This window comes from Hydrogenophaga sp. L99 (assembly GCF_058731905.1).
This window is the reverse complement of the sequence record NZ_CM178972.1, coordinates 2,863,433-2,882,286: the sequence shown is the minus strand read 5'-3', so window position 1 is coordinate 2,882,286 and position 18,854 is coordinate 2,863,433. Positions and strand designations below refer to the sequence as shown.

Below are 18,854 nucleotides of genomic sequence, written 5' to 3'. Positions count from 1 at the left end.
TTTCAGGATCATTCAGAGTTGATCATCCGCCAGGGCCAGCGTGCTGGCGGCGCCGCCCGTGACGATGTCGCGCAACGTCGGCGCCTGCACTAGGACATGCGCCGCGTAGTGGCTGGCCGTGGCACGCTTGGCGCCGAGAAAGCCCGCATCGCCCGATCTCGCCGCGAGTTGCGCAGTGGCGGCTTCGGCCATGCGCGCCGACAGCCAGCCGCCGATCACCGTGCCCGCCAGCCGCAAGAAGGGCACGGCGCCCGCCGCGCACTGCGCGGGTTGGTCGTCGTGGGCCAGCAGCCAGTCGGCCGCGTCCCCCAGCGCACGCGCTGAAGCCGCTAACACGCCGCCGATCTGCGCCAGCGCGGCATCGGGCATCTCGGCCAACCGGCGCGCATCGCCGTCGATGCGGCCCAGCAGCGCCTTCAGCGTGCGCCCGCCCTCTCGCGCCAGCTTGCGGCCAATCAGGTCGTTTGCCTGGATGCCCGTCGTGCCTTCGTAGATGGTCGTGATGCGCGCGTCGCGCAAGTGCTGTGAGGCGCCGGTTTCCTCGACGTAGCCCATGCCGCCATGCACCTGCACACCATCGGACGTGATGCCCTGTGCGCTGTCGGTGCACCAGCCCTTGACCACCGGGATCAGCAGGCCGACCAGGGCCAGTGCCTGCTCGCGCTCTTGCGCGTCGGCGTGGCCTGCGGCGCGGTCCATCTGGCCGGCGCAGAAATAGGCCAATGCGCGCATGGCCTCGGTGCGGGCCTTCATGTCCATCAGCATGCGCCGCACGTCCGGGTGGCCGGCGATGGTGGTGCTGCCGCTGAGCAGTGGCTTGCCCTGCACCCGCTCCAGCGCGTAGGCGCGTGCGCGCTGATAGGCGCGCTCGGCGATGCCCACGCCTTCGAGGCCGACGTTCAGCCGCGCATGGTTCATCATCGTGAACATGCAGGCCAGCCCCTGGTTCGGCTCGCCGACCAGGTAGCCGATCGCGCCCCCGCGGTCGCCAAAGCTCATCGACGCCGTGGGGCTGCCGTGGATGCCCATCTTGTGTTCGATGGAAGTGCAGGCCAGATCGTTGTGTTCGCCCAGGGTGCCGTCGTCGTTGACCAGGTACTTCGGGCACAGGAACAGCGAGATGCCTTTCACGCCCGGCGGCGCATCGGGCAGGCGCGCCAGCACGAGGTGGACGATGTTCTCGGCCATGTCGTGCTCGCCCCAGGTGATGAAGATCTTGTTGCCGCTGACGCGGTAGTGGTCGCCCTCGGGCACGGCGCGGCTGCGCAGCGCCGCCAGGTCGGAGCCTGCCTGGGGCTCGGTGAGGTTCATGGTGCCGGTCCAGCGGCCCGCGACCATGGGCGCCAGGAAGCGGCGCTTGAGTGCGTCGCTGCCATGGTGCGCAATGGCTTCCACCGCGCCCAGCGTGAGCATCTGGCACAGGCTGAACGCGAGGTTGGACGACTTCCACATCTCCAGCACGGCCGTGGACACCAGCGTGGGCAGGCCCTGGCCGCCCCATTCGGTGGCAGCGGGCATGCCGTTCCAGCCGTTCTCGCAGAAGCTGGCCCAGGCTTCGCGAAAGCCATCGGCTGGCGTGACCTGGCCGTCGTGCCAGCGCGCGCCCTGCACGTCGCCGGTGCGGTTCAGCGGATCAAGCACGCCGGTGGCGTAGTGGGCAGCCTCCTGCAGGATGGCCTCGACTAGGTCGGGCGTGGTTTCTTCATGGCCCGGCTGGGCACAGATCGCATCCAGGCCTCCGACTTCCTTCATCGTGAACAGCATGTCGCGCAAGGGCGCGGCGTAGGTAGACATTGCTTACTCCTCTTTGTGGGTTCACCCCGCCAGCCCCATAGGGCATACATCCATGCATGACCCTACCCATCAGGACAAGGCCCGGTCGATCAACCGCTTCAGGGCGGCTGAATTTCTCAGGCGGCTTACGACGCGATTAGTTGGTATGACAAGATTTCTAGAAGCCGCTGAAGCGTGTGAAGTTCTCGACCGGCTCACGCTCGGTGCGCACGCGGTTCACCACGGCCGCCGGGTCGGCATAGCCCAGTGCCATGCCGCACAGCACCATCTGCCCATCCGGTAATTGCAGGGTCTCAGCCAGAATGCGCGGGTAGAGGACCCATGCCATCTGCGGACAGGTCTCCAGGCCCCGTGCGCGGGCCGCCAGCATGATGTTCTGCATGAACATGCCGTAGTCCACCCAATTGCTCAGCGGCAGGCGCCGGTCCAAGGTGAAGATCAAACCGACCGGCGCATCGAAGAAGGCAAAGTTGCGCGCATGCTGCGCGCGCATGGCCTCCGTATCTCCCTTGGCGATTCCCACTGCGGCATAGAGCGCAAAGCCGCACCGGCGCCGCCTGGCCAGGTAGGGCTCGAAGAACTCGGGCGGGTAGATGTCGTATTCGGACTGGTGCTCTCCCTCTTCATGGTGAAAGGCGTGCAGCACACGGTCGCACAGGCGCTTCCTCGCCTCGCCCGCCACGGCAATGACCTGCCATGGCTGGACGTTGGTGCCGCTGGGCGCGCTGGCGGCCACCGACAGGATCTCGGCCACCGTTTCTTGCGGCACCGGGGTCGGCAGAAAGGCGCGCACGGAACGACGTTCGCGCATCACCGCATCAATCAGCATGTCGCGCAAAGGCGCGGCGCAGACAGACATTCACTCTCTCCTGGTTGCTGGGCTATTCGGGTGAGCACACCGACATGCCGTTGCCGAAGAAGCATTCATGCGAATGCATCGATGCCGAACGACCACGGGCCGCCCCTGGGTGTACTACCAGGCGGTATTCTGGGCACTCGGCACATACGCGTCTTGCCCGCCAGTGCATGGCGAGTTGACTTTGTATGCACAAGGCAAAACCCGGTTGACCGCAGCCAGACGCTCGAATGGAAGGGGTGGCGAGCGGCCACGCGATGCATCTCGGGCAGCGCTTTGCAGGCGGAATACCGAGTCGATAAAGTTCAATCCAAAGTCGCCCCTGACTTCTCAACCACCTGTTTCCACCTCACGACTTCGTCGCGCACGAAAGCCTCAAACGCCTTGCCAGACTTGCGCAGTGGAACGCCACCAAATTCGACAAACTTTTCCTGCACGCCCTTGTCCTCGATGGACTGCGCAAAGGCCAACTGCAATTTCTGCATGACAGCGTCGGGAGTTTCGCGCGGCGCAAATACACCCAACCATGATTCGGCCGTAGCTTTGGCATAGCCCAGCTCGCTCAAAGTAGGCACCTCCGGCAGCACGGGCACGCGCTCCAGCCCGGTCATGGCGATCGCGCGCAACTTGCCCGACTTGATATGCGGTACCGTGGTAACCGGATAGTCGAAGCTCAGATCGATGTTGCCTGCGATCAGGTCAGTGATAGAGGGAGCGCTACCTCTGTACGGAACATGACGGAGCTTGATTCCCGCCACAGTCTGGAACAGTTCCGCAGCCAGGTGCGAGCCGGTTCCAACGCCCGGAGACGAATAGGTCAATGCCTCCGGATTCTTCCTGGCATATGCAACGAGTTCGGCCAGATTTTTGTAAGGCTTTGAGGCATTGACGACGAGCACATTGGGAATGGCCATCAGGCCCTGAACGGCTCGGAAGTCGCCATCCTTGTAGCGGATGCTCTTGTAAAGGGCCAAGTTAGTCGCTTGGGTGCCTTGCGTTCCCAGAAGGACGGTATAGCCATCAGGCGTGGCTTGTGCCACAGCCATGGCTCCCAGTCCACCCCCTGCACCGGGGCGGTTGTCCACAACGATGGGCTGGTTCAGCACCTTCGAGGCGTATTGCCCCGTAACACGCGCCAGATTGTCGGTAAGGCCGCCCGCAGTGAACGGCACCACGAGTTTGATGGGGCGATCCGGGAAGGTATCAGCATGCACCGGCAGTCCGACAGTTGCTGACAACACGCCGAACAGGGTGCCTGTGGAAAACATGCGTCGCGAAATCATGTGAATATCTCCTTTGAATATTTGCAAATCAGGGGGCTGTCTGCGCTGTGATGAGAACGGCGTCGAGCGCCATCACGCCTGCAGTGCTGACGATCACGGGATTCAGATCCATTTCCTGGATACGGTGATTCCCTTGGACGACAAAATCCGAGACAGCCACCAACATCTTTTCGAGCGCCGTGATGTCGGTGGCGGGACTGCCACGGAAGCCTTTGAGCAGCTCGTGGCAGCGGGTTTCGCGGATCATTTCTCCGGCATCGCGAGGTGTGATCGGTAGCAGGCGGCGGCTCACGTCCTTGAATAGCTCGACGTATATGCCGCCAAGCCCAAAGGTCAGGATGGGGCCAAACAAGGGATCACAGTGGACGCCAATGAAGGTCTCCACGCCCTGCTTGAGATCAGCCATCTGCTCAATCAACAGGCCGTCGATGTCCGCCTGCGGGCAAGCCTTTTGCGCGCTGGCCATGATCGAGTCCCAGGCCGCACGCACTTCTGCTTCGGTCCGCAGGCCAACCATCACCCCACCAATGTCGGACTTGTGCAGGATGTCGGCACTGGCGATCTTGGCGACCACGGCGCCACCGATTTCAGCCGCGATTTCCACCGCTTGCTGCGCATTGCGCGCCACGCGCCCAGAGGGCACACGCACGCCTGCACCAGCGAGCAACGCCTTGCCTTCGGATTCCCCGTAGACCTTGCGCACGCCTTGCTCCGCGTGATGCTTCTCGGTGCAGATGGCGGGAAGCCAGTCCGCATCGAAGCCACGCTGACGTTTACCGAAGTTGTTCCAGCACCGCAGCGCCTTGATGGCTTTGCCTAGGCTGCGCACGGGCACCAAGCCGCCCGCGACCATGACCTGGAAGCCCTCGCCTAGCCGGTCGCTGAGCCAAACTGGCATGATCGGTGTATCGACTTGTGCCTGCACTTTGACCATGTTCTCGGCGGCTGCACGCGTGGTCGCGCCGTACTCCATCGGGATTGGGTACAGCACCACATCCACATTGGGATCGCGTGCCACGGCGAGCAAAGAACCAAAGCTGATCTCGGGGTTGACCAGTATCTCGGCCGTGGTGTCTACCGGATTGTCAAAGGCCGCATACGACGGCAGTAACTCGCGCAGCTTCGCGCCCGTGGCCGGATCGAACTCGGCCAGTGCGAGACCTGCCAGGCCGAGCATGTCGGCCGCCAGCGCCACTGTGCCGCCCGAAAAGGAATAGACCGCCACGCGCGCATCCTTCTTTGGCACGCCGCGCGCCAGCAAAGCGGCGGTGTCGATCAATTCGTCGATGTCATCGACTTCGATGATGCCCAATTGCCTGAAGGCTGTGCTGTTGATCTCGGCGGTGCCCGATAGCGCCGCTGTGTGCGATTGCGTGGCCTTGATTCCGTATTCCGATTTGCCGACCTTGAGCGCCACAATGGGCTTGCCGTGCGCGGCAGCCTTCAGCGCCGCTTGCGCGAAACGCGGCGGGTCGTTGATGCCTTCGAGCAGGGTGACGATGACCCTGATCTCGGGCATCGAGACCATGTGGTGGATGTAGTCGCTCACGGTGAGATCCGCCTCATTGCCGCTGGAGCACCACAGCCCGATGCCCACGCCGCGATCACATGCCTGCAGGAAGGTGCGCCCCAATCCGCCGCCTTGCGTCACCAGGCCGATCGGCCCGGTCATGCGGTCATGCTCGAAGGACGGGGAAAAGGTGAAACCCAAGCCCTTGTTGGTGTTTGTCAGACCGGGGCAATTCGGCCCGTAAATGCGGATTCCCGTTTCACCTGGAATCTGACGCATGCGTGCTTCCAGGCGCTTGCCCTCTTCGCCCGCCTCGCCGAAGCCCGAGGTCAGCACCACGGCAAAACGGATGCCCTTTTTGCCGCAGGCTTCGAGGACATCGTTGGCGACATTGGCAGGTACGGCGACCACAGCGAGATCGGGCGCACAGGGAAGGTCTTCGACACGGCGGTAGCTGCGCCGGCCCATGACCTCGTCCTTGGTGGCGTTGACCAGGAACAACTCACCCTGGAATTTCGAGTGCTTGATAAGGTTGGTCAGCGCGCGCTGCCCCAGGCTTGCCGGCCGGTCGGAAGCTCCGACCACGACCACCGAGCGCGGCTCCATCAGCAAGTCCAAGTTCTGGAACATCATGCCTTGCGTTTCGTCCTTCATGGCACACCTCACTCAGCGCCGCGGCGCTTGCCCGGGATTTCATTGCGCGGGTCCTGCTCCAGGACGAGATCCCACAGTTGCTGTCCGATGGGGTTTTGGCGCTCTTCGTAGAGGTGGCCGATCAGGCCCGCCGCGCGGCCAACAAGCATGAAGCCGCGTGCCAGCAGGGGGTCCAGCCCCATGTCGCCGATGATCGAGCCGATGGCGCCGACCGCATTCATCGGCAAGTTCTTGCCCATCTCGTCGCGGAACACGCGCTCGATGGCGTACATCAGGCGCCAGTGCTTGCCAAAGCAGCCGTTGTCGCGCGAGACAGCGGCCAGGGTCGGAATGCGCGGGTCACCGTGGATGTGGATGGGATGCCCCACGCCGTAGATGGGCTGCTTTTTCTCGCGTGCGTGGCGGATGGTTTCGCGCGCGCAGGCGACAAATGCATCGTCGCCGTCTTCGTCCTTCAGGTCGCGTGCCGCGTTGATGAGCAGTTCGGCCGCATTCTGCGTCGTGCCCAGGAAGACGCTGCCCGCGCCGAGCAGTCCGGCGGCCACGGCGGCCTGCATGGCCTCGGGTGCGCCGAGGTAGGTCAGGCGCGCGCTCATCGCGCTGGGCGTCAGGCCGTGGTCGCACGCGGTCACGAGGATGAGATTGATCATCTTCTTCTCACGCTCGTCGGGCATGCGGCCCAGGATGGCCAGCATCATCATGTCTACGAAGTCCACCTGGCCCAGCAGTTCCTTGGCCAGGTCTTTTTCGCGCACGGTGATCTTGTCAATGGTGGTGTAGCCGATTTCGGTACGGATCATGTTCAGCCTCTTGTTGAAGAAAACTCAGGTAACCCGGCGCGCAACCATCATGGTTGCATCGCACTCGCAGACGACTTCGCCACGCTGGTTGATGGCCTGCCGACGGAAGACGACGATGCCGCGCGCGGGGTTGGACGTTGGCTTGCGACTCGCGACTTCGATGCGGCCGTGCAGGGTGTCGCCGATCAGCGTCGGCTTGGGAAAGCGGTACGTCATCTCCAGCAGGCCGATGAGCGACGGCTCCAGCAGTTGATTGATGACGGTGCGCGTGTTCAAGCCCGAGAGAATCGAGGCCACCAACATGCCGTGCGCGATGCGCGTGCCCCAGGGCGACTGAGCGGCGTACTGTGTATCGACGTGCAGGCGGTTGTAGTCAGCGCTTAGCGCGGCGAAGCCCACCACGTCCGCCTCGGTGACGGTGCGGCTTGATGTCTCGAAGCTCAGGCCCGGCTCCAGGTCTTCCCAGTGGTAGCGCAACGAGGCAATGGCTTGGGGCGCTGGAAGGGTGCTCGTGTCCATGCGTCTTCCCTCAGGCAATCGCCGACATGCCCAGCACTTCGCGCCCGACGATCAGCGTCTGGATCTCCGCTGTACCTTCGGGAATCACTCCCCCAGCGGTATCGCGGAAGATGCGCTCCAGCGGGTATTCGGTCGAATAGCCGATGCCGCCATGCACTGCGATGGCCATCTTGGCCACTTCGTGCGCAGCCTCTGCGGCATAGAGCTTGGCCAGCGAGCACTCAATGCGCGAGGGAAGGCCGTTTTCCATCGACATCGCCGCCTTGTAGCCCAGGGCGCGCGCTGCTTCGGTACGCACCAGCATGTCCACGATGTGCTTTTGCACCAGTTGGAACTGCCCGATGGGCTTGCCGAACTGCTTACGGGTCTTGGCGTATTCCACCGACAGGTCGAGCGCAGCCTGCGCCGCACCCACCGCACCCATGGCGATGTTCAGGCGCCCGTAGTTCAGGCCGATGGCAACATTCTTGAGCGCTGAGCCTGGGGTGCCCAGCAATGCGGACTTGGGCAGCTTGATGCCGTCCAGGAACAGTTCGGATGTGCCCGAAGCCTTGAGCACCATCTTGTCAACCAGGCGCGCCTCGACCGGCGTCTGCGCCTTGTCGATCAGGAACAGCGACAGGCCGCCCTCTCCCTCAGCTGCCTGCAGCCGGGCCATCACGATCAGGAAATCAGCCGCCTTGCCATTGGTGATCCACAGCTTGGTGCCGCTCAGGAGGTAGTGGTTTCCCTTGTCCTCGGCACGGGCCTCGATGCCCGCGGGGTTCGAGCCATGGTTGGGCTCGCTGAAAGCCACGGCGGTCGCTTTTTTCGACGCGAGCACCGGCTCAAGGAAATGCGTCTTCTGCTCAGGCGTTCCCAGCCCGTTGACCAGGCGCATGAAGATGTTGGTGGTGTTGACGATGGTGCGCAACGCGCCCCAGCAGTAACCCGCCTCCTCGATCAGCATGGCCCACGTCACGAAGTCCAAGCCCAGGCCACCGGCATCCTCGGGCAGCATGCCGCCGATGTAGCCAAACTCGCTCAGGCCCGCGAGCAGATCCAGCGGAATGTGTTTTTCCTTTTCGCACTCGGCGATACGCGGGCTCACCACGTTGCGCAGGTAGCGGCGGACGCTGTCACGCAGCGCAATCTGGTCGGAAGTGAAGTCGAAGTTCATAGTGTTGGTTACTCACGGTCATCAAGAAGAAAAGCGCCCGCCTGTCACGTACAGCGTCACGCCGGTGATGTAGCGCGCCCGTTCCGAGGCCATGAAGGTCACGGCGGAGGCAATGTCGTCGGGTGCGCCCAGGAAGCCCACGGGGTTCTTGGCCAGCGCAAGCTCGCGCAGCTTGGGGTAGCCGGGGTTGGCCTGCATCAGTTCGGTTTCGACGAAGCCTGGAGCCACCGCATTGACGGTGATACCGAACTTGGCCTGCTCCAGCGACAAGGCGCGTGTGAAGCCGATCAAGCCCATCTTGGCCGCGCTGTAGTTGGTCTGGCCAGGGTTGCCGAAGACCGAGCGCGAGGAGATGTTGACGATGCGCCCCCACTGGCGCTCCATCATCCCGGGCAGCACGGCGCGGCTGCAATGAAACGCGCCCTTGAGCACCACGTCCACCACCGAATCCCACTCGGTCTCGGCCATCTTGGTGAGATAGCGGTCCTTGTTGAAGCCTGCGTTGTTGACCAGGATGTCCACGGCGCCGAACGCCTCGACGCCCGCAGCCGCCATATCGCGCACCTCGGCCTTGTCGGTCACGTTGCAGCGCACACCGATGGCCTGACCGCCTTGGGCCCGGATTTCGCCCGCAACCGCCTCGGCCGCCACGAGGTCGATGTCGGACACCACCAGCTTCACTCCTTCGGCCGCCAGGGCGCGCGCCGTTTCGGCACCGATGCCCCGGGCACCGCCCGTAACCACCGCGACACGACCTCTGATTCCCAAGTCCATCTTCATACCTTTCTACGAAATACCGCAATCAACTGCGACCTATTGTATTTTAGTGAACTTCTGAAAGTTCAAGGGTTTTCCCTTAGAACCGACACGACACCAGCCACACCCTAGCCAGAAATGCCCTCCCGAAAGAGGGAAAGACTCTCAAAGCCTTGCCGTAGCCCTATCGATAAGCCACCTCCGCATAGCCAAGAGGGCACCACTAGAATTTCAAAGGATCGGTGACAACTACGGAATTTCGTAGGAAAATTGCGTGCACCATGCCAAATTTCGTACCCGCATCGGCCCGCACCATGGCCGTCTTCGACATGTTCGCGATGGAAAAACGCGAGCTTTCCAACTCCGAGATCGCCCGACTGCTCAACCTGCCCGAGAGCAGTTGCTCGGACTTGCTGCACACGCTGCACGAGGAGGGCTACCTCATGCGAACCGCGCGGACGCGGCGCTTCTATCCCACCGGGCGCTTGCACCAGATCGCGCTCGAGATCGCGCACAACGACCCGCTGCTGCGTGCCGGCACGGAGGCGGCAGACTTGTTGGCCGAGGCCACGGGCGAGACATCCTTCGTCGGCCGGCTCGACAACGGCACCGTGCGCGCGGTCGCCGTCCAGCAAGGCAAGCACCCGCTGCGCTACGTACTCAATGTGGGCGAGCGCATCGCACTCCATACCTCAGCCATGGGCAAAGCCCTGCTGGGCACTCAGACTTCAGAGGAAATCGGGCGACAGTTGCGCCTCAAGCCGCTGCGCAAGATCACCGACAGCACCGTCACCGATCCCTACGCCATTGCGGCCGAAGTCGCCGAAAGCCGTCTGCGCGGCTGGTACCAGACCCACAGCGAAGGCGGCGAGGGCATGGATGCGCTGGCCATCTCCGGCATGCTGGGCAAGGAGCCCCTGGCCATCAGCCTGGCGGGGCCACCCGATCGCCTGGCCAAGAACCATGACCGCTATCTGCAGGCTCTGCGCAGAGTCGGCGCGATGACTTTTGGCACTGCCGAGCCTCCCTCTTCCTTGTCTGACTGCTGACCGCCCATGTCCACTTCTTCCTCACTGCCCTTGCACGGCCTTCGCGTGCTGGACTTTTCCGAGCTGCTGCCCGGTCCCTTCTTCACGCAAAACCTGGTCGAACTGGGCGCCCACGTGATCAAGATCGAGCGCCCGCCACACGGCGACAATGCCCGCAAAATCGCACCGGGCCTGTTTGCCGCGGTCAACCGGGGCAAGCACAGCCTCATGGTGGACCTCAAGGATCCGCAACAAGCCGAGGCGCTTCGCCAGCAAGTGCCCGACGCCGACGTGGTGGTCGAAGGCTTCCGCCCCGGTGTCATGAAGCGGCTGGGCTTCAGCTATGAGGCGCTGGCCGCGCTGAATTCACGCCTCGTCTATGTCTCTCTCAGCGGCTATGGTCAACACGGGCCCCTGGCGCAGATGCCGGGCCACGACATCAACTATCTGGCTGCCGCGGGCGTACTCGCGCTCTCGGGCAGCGATGCGGCCCATCCCGACCATGGCGCGGGCATTCCGCTGGCGGACCTGTGTGGCGCCATGTATGCGCTGTCGAGCACACTGGCGGCGCTGCTGCAACGCCAGCGCACGGGCCAGGGCCAATATCTGGACGTCTCTCTCACCGACTGTGCCGCGCACTGGATGAATCCGCGCCTGGGCCACTTCCACGAGGCAGGGCTGTCATCGGTGCGCGAGCAGCGCGAGGACATCCTGGCCAAGCCTGCTTATGGCGTCTTTGAAACCGCCGATGGCGTACTGATCTCGCTGGGCGCGCTCGAAGACCACTTCTGGGCGCGGCTCGTTGAGGTGCTGGGCTTGGAAGATCTGCGCGGCCCGGACTATGCAAGCCATGCAGCGCGCACGCGCCGGGCTGCGCAAATCAATGCCGCCATCGCGCAGCGCATCACCACGCAGGAATCCACAGTCTTGCTCGCACGCTTGCATGGCGCCGACGTGCCCGTAGCATCCGTCGTGCCACCCAGCGCGCTTGCGTCCAGCGAGCACTGCCAGCAACGCGGACTTTTTGGGAATGGATCTGAAGGGAAAGAGCCTGCCTTCGTGCGCTATCCCGTGCGTGTGCAGGGGATGCCATAGCGTTGATAGTGCGAGCATCTGCTACGCGACATAGGCGTTGGTTCGCCATTTGTCATATTGACCGTCGCGCAGTTGCCCGCGACATGCACAGCGCCGATCGGCGTGGGCACCAGCGCAAGATGATCGTGGGCATAGCGACGTTCCATCGGTTTGCGGGCCGTTTTCTTGGTGTAATTTCGGATTCAGCGCCAGCTATCGTTGTTCCCTTTGACCATGTTGAAACCCGTCGTCACTGTTCCTGTTTTTGCCGTGCATGGCCTGCTCGACGGCGCGCGCAGCAAAGGACTGGCCACCGAGTCCTGGCTGGATGGCGTTCTGGCGCAGGCCCGCATCGCCGAGTCGCTGCTGCATCTGGAGCAGTCGCGTGTGACCATGGAGCAATACATCGCACTCTTCAGTGCCGTGAAGGACAGCTTGGACGACGAATGCCTGGGCCATCTACACGGTCGGCCGTTGCGCTGCGGCAGCTTTGCGCTGATGGCTCGCTCTACGCTCGGGGCCAAGACGCTGGCAGCCGCCTTGCAGCGCGTGAGTGCATCCTTCGCCCTGCTGCAGGACGACGTGGCGCTTGTGCCCGTCTCTGATGGCTTGCTCAAGGGTGCTGCTCTGGACATGCGCCACGCCCCGGGAAAACATTCAGACTTCCTGCACGGGCTGCTGTTGCGCGTTTTCTGGCGTCTGCTGGTATGGCTGCACGGCGGCCGGCTGGTGCCCAGAGGGCTCGATTTTGCCTTCGAGCCACCGCCGCATGCCGCAGACTATGCCCAAATCTTCTCGGGCACGTTGCGGTTCGGGCAGGCGCGGTCGGCGGTCTGGTTCGAGGCATCCGCATTCACGCAGCCGATGCGCCGTGACACCGCCGCGCTCCAGACCTTTTTGCGTGCCACACCGGGCAACCTGATCGGCCCGCGTCTAATCGAGCGGACAGCCAGCGCGCGGGTGCGCGCGCTATTGCAGCAAGCGTGCCCGGAGTGGCCCGATCTGACTGTCGCCGCGCAGCGCTTGCACGTGTCGGTCAGCGCACTGCAGCGGCATCTGGCCGTGGAGGGCAAGTCCTTTCAGGTGCTGAAGGATGAGTTGCGGCGCGACATGGCGATCGTTCGGTTGACCAGCACCGATGCCGCGCTGAGCGCCATCGCCGCCGAGTTGGGGTTCGCCGACGGCACCGCCTTCCAGCGGGCCTTCAAGTCATGGACCGGCAGCACGCCAGGCGTCTATCGTTCGCGCACCCAAAAGACGTAGCGCTGCTTCGACGCGGTCGCACTCAAAGCGACGAGCACAGATGCCCGCCATCCACCGGCACGCAGGCGCCGGTCATCCACGACCCGGCCTCGGTCGCGAACAGCAGGAACAGACCGTTGAGCTCCTCCGGCTTGCCCAGGCGGCGCATCGGGATGCGCTTGATAAGCGCCTTGCCATGGTCGGTATCCCACATGGCATCGGTCATCTCGGTGCTGATGTAGCCCGGCTCGATGGCATTGACACGGATGCCGTGGCGCGCCCATTCGAGCGCCAGGCTCTTGGTCATGTGCACGACTGCAGCCTTGGACGTGGCATACAGCATGGCGCCCGGCATCACGCGTTCGCCCAGGATCGATGCGATGTTGATGACTGAGCCTCCCCGCCCCGCATCCACCCAGCGCTGCGCGGCACGCGCGGCCACCAGCCACACGCCGCGCACGTTGGTCTCCATCAGCGAGTCGAAGTCGGCCGCGGGCAGCGTGAGCGACAGGCCGTCGTTGGCAGCCCCGGCGTTGTTGACCACCACGTCGAGGATGGTGCCCGAGGCGTCTATCTCGGCGAAGGCGTCGTCGATGGACTGCTCGGAAGCCACATCCATTTCCAGCACCGTGACCTGAGGCGAACCGAGCTTTTCGAGCTCCTGGGCGAGCTTGTCGAGCCGCGCCTTGCGCCGCGCCCCAATCACTACCTTGGCCTTGCAACCAGCAGCCAGCCGAGCGAAGTTCTCGCCCAGGCCCGACGAGGCCCCCGTGACCAGCACCCGCTTGCCTGCCAGCATTGCACCCAGATCCATCATCGTCTCCTTGCATCTTCAGTTCGCCGTCGATGCCGGGAGGTTAGCGCAGGGCCGCTCGGTTGCGGGGTTGCCTCGCTCCCCCATCCGTCGAAAGAGGTGCCTTGTCAGTTGATCGAGACCATCCGTCATTGCCGCGCCAAGCACCGCTGCCTACGATTTCCTGTATGCCTTGGGCACCCTGAGCGCCGCACGAAAGCACGCCACGGTGTCGACGCTCCGGTCCCGATGGACTGCGGCGTCCGGGGGCAGATTCAGGAGACGACAAGTGCTGCAACAGTCACCCATGGAATGGTCCATCGACCATGCGCCCATCGAGGGCAGGATAGATGCGACGGAAGCGATCCTCAAGGACTCCTTCCAGCGCTGGAGTCTTTCCTCCCCGGCGAAGCCTGCTGCATTCCAGGCGAAGTTGCGGCGGCACGAACTCGCCGGAGCCTCCTTGGTATGCACCGTGACCGGTCCTTGTGTCGACCAGTCTCCTCCTGGACATTCGCCATTCGACGATGAGTTCTGCCTGGGGCTGCAGCTGAACCTGAGCGGCCGAGTACAGCTGCAGCAGTGGGACACGCCAATCTGCGAGGGCGACATGTTCCTCTGGCGTACCGATCAGCGGCAAGACTATGAGGTGCTGGAACGAACCCACAGCGTGTCGTTGATGATTCCCTGGCAGCTCATGCGCGAGCATCTACCGGGCCGCAAGCAGCCGCCCGCAGCCTGCCGCATTGACAGCCACACAGGCGTGGGCTCACTGCTGAGCCAACACCTGATGGGGCTGGCCAAGGAGATCGGCGCCGTGCCGCCCTCCGCCCACGTCGCCCTTTGCCGCACGGTGATCGGGCTTCTGGACATTGCGCTGCCAGAGCCGGAGAGCGCCACTCGATTCACGGCCATGGCCGCGTTGCGCGAACGAGTACTGGCCTACATCGCCCAGCATTTTCAAGAGGATGACCTGAGTCCGGCACGCATCGCCGCGGCGCACGGCATTTCACTGCGTTACCTTCATGCGCTGTTTGCGCAGGGCGATACCACGGTGGTCGGCCACATCCTGGAAAGCCGATTGCAAGCGTGCTGGCGGGCACTCGTTGACCCGGCTTGCCGGCACCTGCAGGTCTCGGCGATCGCCTTTCACTGGGGCTTCAACTCCACCAGCCATTTCTGCCGCGCATTCAAACAACGCTTTGGAGTGTCGCCCAGCGATGCACGCGGCATGACTGCTCACGGCTCCGCCATCGGCCCGGTCGAGTCAGCCGGGTTTTCCCTTGCACACGCAAAGTCAACTTGCCATGCACTGGCGGGCAAGACGCGCACGGGCTGAATGCCGACCATATGCCCTGGACAGACTGAGAACGCAGAGATTCGACGCTTCGCCCGCCCCGTTGTGGGTATGCGGGCATGACCCGGGGCCGCATCGCTGGCCAAGTTTTCAAACCTTCATCGTACAAACCTTCTGAGGAGCGCTCCCATGCTGCCGCAATTGCACCGTCAACCCTGGATGGACAGCGACATCGAGACCTTTCGCGACCAGGTACGCCGCTACATCGCCGCCGAGATGGCTCCGCACCTGCCCGCTTGGCGCGAACAGGGCTACGTCCCGCGCGAGACCTGGCGGCCCTTCGGCGAGATGGGGTTCATGCTGCCCGAAATGCCCGAAGCCTACGGCGGCACCGGGGCCAGCATTGCCTACCAGCTGGTGGTACAGGATGAGTTGACCAGAGCGGAAATGCCCAACAACGTCCAGGTGAACAGCATCGCTGTGCACTACATCATGGACTACGGAACCGAGGAGCAGAAGCAGCGCTGGCTGCCCAAGCTGAGCAGCGGCGAGATGCTGCTCGGCATTGCGATGACCGAACCCGGCTGCGGGACGGACCTCAAGGCCATCGCCACCCGCGCCCGCCGTGATGGCGACCACTACGTGATCGACGGTGCCAAGACCTTCATCACCAACGGCTACACCTGCAATCTGCTGATCGTGGTCGCACGCACCGGCGAGGCGGGCAGCCGAGGCCTGTCGCTGATCGTGGTGGAGACCGAGAGCCTGCCAGGGTTCCGCGTGGGCCGTCTGCTCGACAAGATCGGCCTGCATGCGTCGGACACCGCCGAACTCTTCTTCGACGGGGTGCGCGTGCCGGTCGATCAACTTCTGGGAGGCGTCGAAGGGCATGGTTTCAAGCAGCTGATGGGCCAGTTGCCCTACGAGCGCATGTCTATCGCCGTGCCTGCAGCGGCCATTATCGACCGGGCCCTGGAACTCACCATTGAATACACGAAGGAGCGCAAGATCTTCGGCGCGCCCATGTTCGAGATGCAGACCACGCGCCACAAGCTGGCTGAGATCGCCACTATCGCCCACGTGGTGCGCACCTTCGTCAACGACTGCACCCAGCGGCTGCTGGACGGAACGCTCGACGCCGAGGCCGCGTACATGGCCAAGTGGTGGTGCAGCGAGCAGCAGTGCCGCGTGGTGGATGAGTGCCTGCAGATGTTCGGCGGCTACGGCTATATGTCCGAATACCCGATCGCGCGCATGTACACCGCCTCGCGTGTGCAAAAGATCTACGGCGGCGCGAACGAGGTCATGAAGGAACTGATTGCGAGGAAGCTGTGAACGCCTCGCACACGCTGCAAAGGCCGCTGCACGGCGTCCGTGTGGTGGAGTTCGAGGGCATCGGGCCAGGCCCGCTGGCCGCCATGATGCTGGCCGACATGGGCGCCGAGGTGATCGCGCTGGCACGGGCCGAGCAGGCCGCCGGGGCGCAGCCGTTGGGCGGGGCGGCAGCCAACCCGCTGCACCGCGGCAAGACGGTCGAGATCACCGACCTGAAGTCGCACGGCGGCAAGGCGCGCGCACTGGAGCTGATCGCCCAGTCCGACGTGCTGATCGAGGGCTTTCGCCCCGGCGTGATGGAACGGCTGGGGTTCGGCCCCGCCGAATGCGCGGCGCGCAACCCCAAGCTGGTCTATGGCCGGATGACGGGCTGGGGCCAGGATGGCCCGCTCAGCCGGGCTGCTGGCCACGACCTGAACTACGTGGCGCTGACGGGCCTGCTGTCGCTGTCGGCGCGCAAGGGGCAGGCCCCCATCGTGCCGCCCTCGGTGCTCGGGGATGCAGCCGGAGCGCTGGGCATGGCCTTCGGTGTCGCCTGCGCGCTGGTTGATGCGCGCGGTAGTGGCAGTGGCCGCGGCCGGGTCGTTGACGCCGCCATCATCGACATCGTGGCCATGATGGGAACGCTGGTCCACTGGATTCGCGCCAATGGGCAGATCGACCGCACGAAGCCGAGCCCGTTTCACGATTCGCCGTTCTATGACGTGTACGCCTGCGCCGACGGCGGCTTCATCAGCCTCGCGGTGGTGGAGCCCGCTTTCTACGCACTGCTGCTTTCAAAGCTGGGCCTGGCGGACGTGAACCCTGCCGACCAGTACGACACGACGACGTGGCCAGCGCTGAAGGAACGCATCGCGGCCCTCATTCGCAGTAGGCCCCGGGCGCACTGGTGCGAGCTGCTCGAAGGCAGTGACGCCTGCTTTGCGCCGGTGCTCAGCCTGGCCGAGGCAGTCCGGCATCCGCACAACGCGGCAAGGGGCATCTACCAATCCACTCCCTCCGGCGCCATCGAAGCGGCTCCGGCCCCGAGGTTCCAGGCACTCAACGCAACAACTCAGGAGACAAGAAAATGACCAACACCGCCCAGCCCATCCGCGGCTGCCCGTCCACCACGGGCAACGAACGCCAGCTCAACACCACGACGCTGATCCGACACGCCGCGCGCACCCACGGCGACCAGGAGATCGTCTACCGCACACCCGATGGCGGCTGGGATCGCTACACCTATGCCGACTGCTACGCGCGCGTCTGCCGCAGCGCCAATGCACTGCGCGCACTCGGCGTCGAGCCGGGCGACCGGGTCGGCATCCTGGACTGGAACAGTCGGCGCCACTTCGAGCTGTACTGGTCCATCCCCGGCCTGGGCGCGGTCATGCTGCAGATGAACCTGCGCCTGGGCGCCGAGGACCTGGGCTACGTGGTCGGCCACAGCAAGGTGTCTTACGTTTGCGTGGACGAGTCCTTGCTGCCGATCGCCGAATCCGTCGCAGCGAATTCGCCCCAGATCAAGGGCTGGATCGTGATGACCGACAAGCCGCTGGACCAGATCAAGACCACGCTGAAACCGCTGCTGCACTACGAAGACCTGCTGGCCGCCGCCGACGCCAAGATCGACTGGCCCGAGATCGACGAAACCTCGGCTTACAGCGCCTGCTACACCACCGGCACCACGGGAAAACCCAAGGGCGTGTACTACTCGCACCGCGGCATCTACCTGCATTCCACGGGCATGGCCACCAACATGGGCATGACGCTGGACGACTGCGTCATGCTCATCACGCCCATGTTCCACGGGCAGTGCTGGGGCTTACCACAGGCCGCCACGCTGCTGGCCGACAAGATCGTGCTGCCGGGACGCTACGCTGCCGAGGACACCAAGCCGTTGGTCGACACCATGATTGCCGAGGGCGTGACCATCACCAACGGCGCACCGGCCATCTTCCAACCGATGCTGCAGTACATCGAGACGCTGCCGGTCAAGCCGGACTTCAGCCGCATGCGCATGCTGTCCGGCGCGAGCGAGCCGCCGCTGTCGATGATGATCGGCTTCCACGAACTCACGGGTGCCGAGGTGGTGCACGGCTACGGCGCCACCGAAGCCACGACGCTGGTGACCGTCAACCGCCTCAAGCCCACGTTGAGGAAGCGCTTGACTCAGGACGAGCGGTGGAATCTCAAGCGCAAGCAGGGCCTGGTCCTGACCGGCGTGGACATCCGCATCCTGGATGCCAACGACCAGGATCTGCCGCACGACGGCCAGTCGGCCGGCGAGATTTGCCTGCGCGGCCCCTGGATCACGACCAGCTACCACGACATGCCCGATTCCGGCGATCGCTTCCTGGAGGGCGGCTGGTGGCGCTCGGGCGATGTCGGCACGGTGGACGAGAACGGCTACCTCAAGGTCACCGACCGCATCAAGGACGTGATCAAGAGCGGTGGCGAATGGATCTCTTCCATCGACATGGAAAACCTGCTCATGGGCCACCCGGCCGTGCGCGACGCCGCGGTGGTCGGGGTTCCGCATCCGAAGTGGCAGGAACGGCCGCTGGCCCTGGTGGTGCTGAGGCCCGGCCAGCAGGCGACCCAGGAGCAATTGCAGGAACACCTGACCAGCGCCTTCGCAAAGTGGCAGTTGCCGGATCAGATCCTGTTCGTCGAGACCATCCCCAAGACCAGCGTCGGCAAGATCGACAAGAAGCGCATCCGCGTCGAGCAGGCAGAGCGCTACGCCGCCTGAACGCCACTTTGCGTGAC

The 18,854-nt window shown here is 64.1% G+C and carries 16 protein-coding genes; 7 read left to right on the top strand and 9 right to left on the bottom strand.

Going from position 1 to position 18,854, the window contains the following annotated elements; translation table 11 throughout:
• Nucleotides 1-12 precede the first annotated feature (12 nt).
• The 8 genes from AC4QBL_RS13700 to AC4QBL_RS13665 all read right to left on the bottom strand — a co-directional run bounded on the left by AC4QBL_RS13700 (nucleotide 13) and on the right by AC4QBL_RS13665 (nucleotide 9,349).
• A complete protein-coding gene (locus AC4QBL_RS13700) occupies nucleotides 13-1,794 on the bottom strand; it encodes an acyl-CoA dehydrogenase (protein ID WP_472907646.1) in 1,782 nt (593 codons plus the stop codon).
• Nucleotides 1,795-1,951: 157 nt separating this feature from the next.
• Complete coding sequence (locus AC4QBL_RS13695; RefSeq protein ID WP_472907647.1) at nucleotides 1,952-2,653, bottom strand: nitroreductase; 702 nt, start codon at nucleotides 2,651-2,653, stop codon at nucleotides 1,952-1,954.
• A 302-nt stretch (nucleotides 2,654-2,955) separates the two neighbouring features.
• Nucleotides 2,956-3,933: a Bug family tripartite tricarboxylate transporter substrate binding protein gene (locus tag AC4QBL_RS13690; RefSeq protein ID WP_472907648.1), complete on the bottom strand. Its 978-nt coding sequence runs from the start codon at nucleotides 3,931-3,933 to the stop codon at nucleotides 2,956-2,958.
• A 28-nt stretch (nucleotides 3,934-3,961) separates the two neighbouring features.
• A complete protein-coding gene (locus AC4QBL_RS13685; protein ID WP_472907649.1) occupies nucleotides 3,962-6,097 on the bottom strand; it encodes an acetate--CoA ligase family protein in 2,136 nt (711 codons plus the stop codon).
• An 8-nt stretch (nucleotides 6,098-6,105) separates the two neighbouring features.
• Nucleotides 6,106-6,897, bottom strand: coding sequence for a citryl-CoA lyase (locus AC4QBL_RS13680; RefSeq protein ID WP_472907650.1), 792 nt, complete (start codon nucleotides 6,895-6,897; stop codon nucleotides 6,106-6,108).
• Between the two features lie 24 nt (nucleotides 6,898-6,921).
• On the bottom strand, nucleotides 6,922-7,416 hold the full coding sequence (locus tag AC4QBL_RS13675; protein ID WP_472907651.1) for a MaoC family dehydratase: 495 nt from the start codon (nucleotides 7,414-7,416) through the stop codon (nucleotides 6,922-6,924).
• Nucleotides 7,417-7,426: 10 nt separating this feature from the next.
• The gene (locus tag AC4QBL_RS13670; RefSeq protein WP_472907652.1) at nucleotides 7,427-8,575 is read right to left on the bottom strand and encodes an acyl-CoA dehydrogenase family protein; all 1,149 of its coding nucleotides are present in this window, start codon (nucleotides 8,573-8,575) and stop codon (nucleotides 7,427-7,429) included.
• Nucleotides 8,576-8,596: 21 nt separating this feature from the next.
• Nucleotides 8,597-9,349: an SDR family oxidoreductase gene (locus AC4QBL_RS13665; RefSeq protein WP_472907680.1), complete on the bottom strand. Its 753-nt coding sequence runs from the start codon at nucleotides 9,347-9,349 to the stop codon at nucleotides 8,597-8,599.
• 296 nt (nucleotides 9,350-9,645) lie between these two features.
• Between AC4QBL_RS13665 and AC4QBL_RS13660 the strand changes: the two genes are divergently transcribed.
• The 3 genes from AC4QBL_RS13660 to AC4QBL_RS13650 all read left to right on the top strand — a co-directional run bounded on the left by AC4QBL_RS13660 (nucleotide 9,646) and on the right by AC4QBL_RS13650 (nucleotide 12,696).
• Nucleotides 9,646-10,380, top strand: coding sequence for an IclR family transcriptional regulator (locus AC4QBL_RS13660; protein WP_472907653.1), 735 nt, complete (start codon nucleotides 9,646-9,648; stop codon nucleotides 10,378-10,380).
• A gap of 6 nt (nucleotides 10,381-10,386) precedes the next feature.
• Entirely contained in the window at nucleotides 10,387-11,454 is a 1,068-nt protein-coding gene (locus tag AC4QBL_RS13655) for a CaiB/BaiF CoA transferase family protein (protein ID WP_472907654.1), read from the top strand.
• A gap of 213 nt (nucleotides 11,455-11,667) precedes the next feature.
• On the top strand, nucleotides 11,668-12,696 hold the full coding sequence (locus AC4QBL_RS13650; RefSeq protein ID WP_472907655.1) for an AraC family transcriptional regulator: 1,029 nt from the start codon (nucleotides 11,668-11,670) through the stop codon (nucleotides 12,694-12,696).
• Nucleotides 12,697-12,718: 22 nt separating this feature from the next.
• Here the strand turns inward: AC4QBL_RS13650 and AC4QBL_RS13645 are convergent, their stop codons facing one another.
• Nucleotides 12,719-13,489, bottom strand: a complete 771-nt coding sequence (locus AC4QBL_RS13645) for an SDR family NAD(P)-dependent oxidoreductase (protein WP_472907656.1) — start codon at nucleotides 13,487-13,489, stop codon at nucleotides 12,719-12,721.
• 286 nt (nucleotides 13,490-13,775) lie between these two features.
• Here AC4QBL_RS13645 and AC4QBL_RS13640 point away from each other — a divergent pair, with 286 nt between their 5' ends.
• The 4 genes from AC4QBL_RS13640 to AC4QBL_RS13625 all read left to right on the top strand — a co-directional run bounded on the left by AC4QBL_RS13640 (nucleotide 13,776) and on the right by AC4QBL_RS13625 (nucleotide 18,837).
• Complete coding sequence (locus tag AC4QBL_RS13640) at nucleotides 13,776-14,807, top strand: helix-turn-helix domain-containing protein (protein ID WP_472907657.1); 1,032 nt, start codon at nucleotides 13,776-13,778, stop codon at nucleotides 14,805-14,807.
• Between the two features lie 147 nt (nucleotides 14,808-14,954).
• Nucleotides 14,955-16,100: an acyl-CoA dehydrogenase family protein gene (locus AC4QBL_RS13635; protein WP_472907658.1), complete on the top strand. Its 1,146-nt coding sequence runs from the start codon at nucleotides 14,955-14,957 to the stop codon at nucleotides 16,098-16,100.
• Entirely contained in the window at nucleotides 16,097-17,173 is a 1,077-nt protein-coding gene (locus AC4QBL_RS13630; RefSeq protein WP_472907659.1) for a CaiB/BaiF CoA transferase family protein, read from the top strand. Before AC4QBL_RS13635 ends, AC4QBL_RS13630 begins: the two co-directional genes overlap by 4 nt.
• Entirely contained in the window at nucleotides 17,170-18,837 is a 1,668-nt protein-coding gene (locus AC4QBL_RS13625) for a long-chain fatty acid--CoA ligase (RefSeq protein WP_472907660.1), read from the top strand. Before AC4QBL_RS13630 ends, AC4QBL_RS13625 begins: the two co-directional genes overlap by 4 nt.
• The last annotated feature ends 17 nt before the right edge of the window (nucleotides 18,838-18,854 follow it).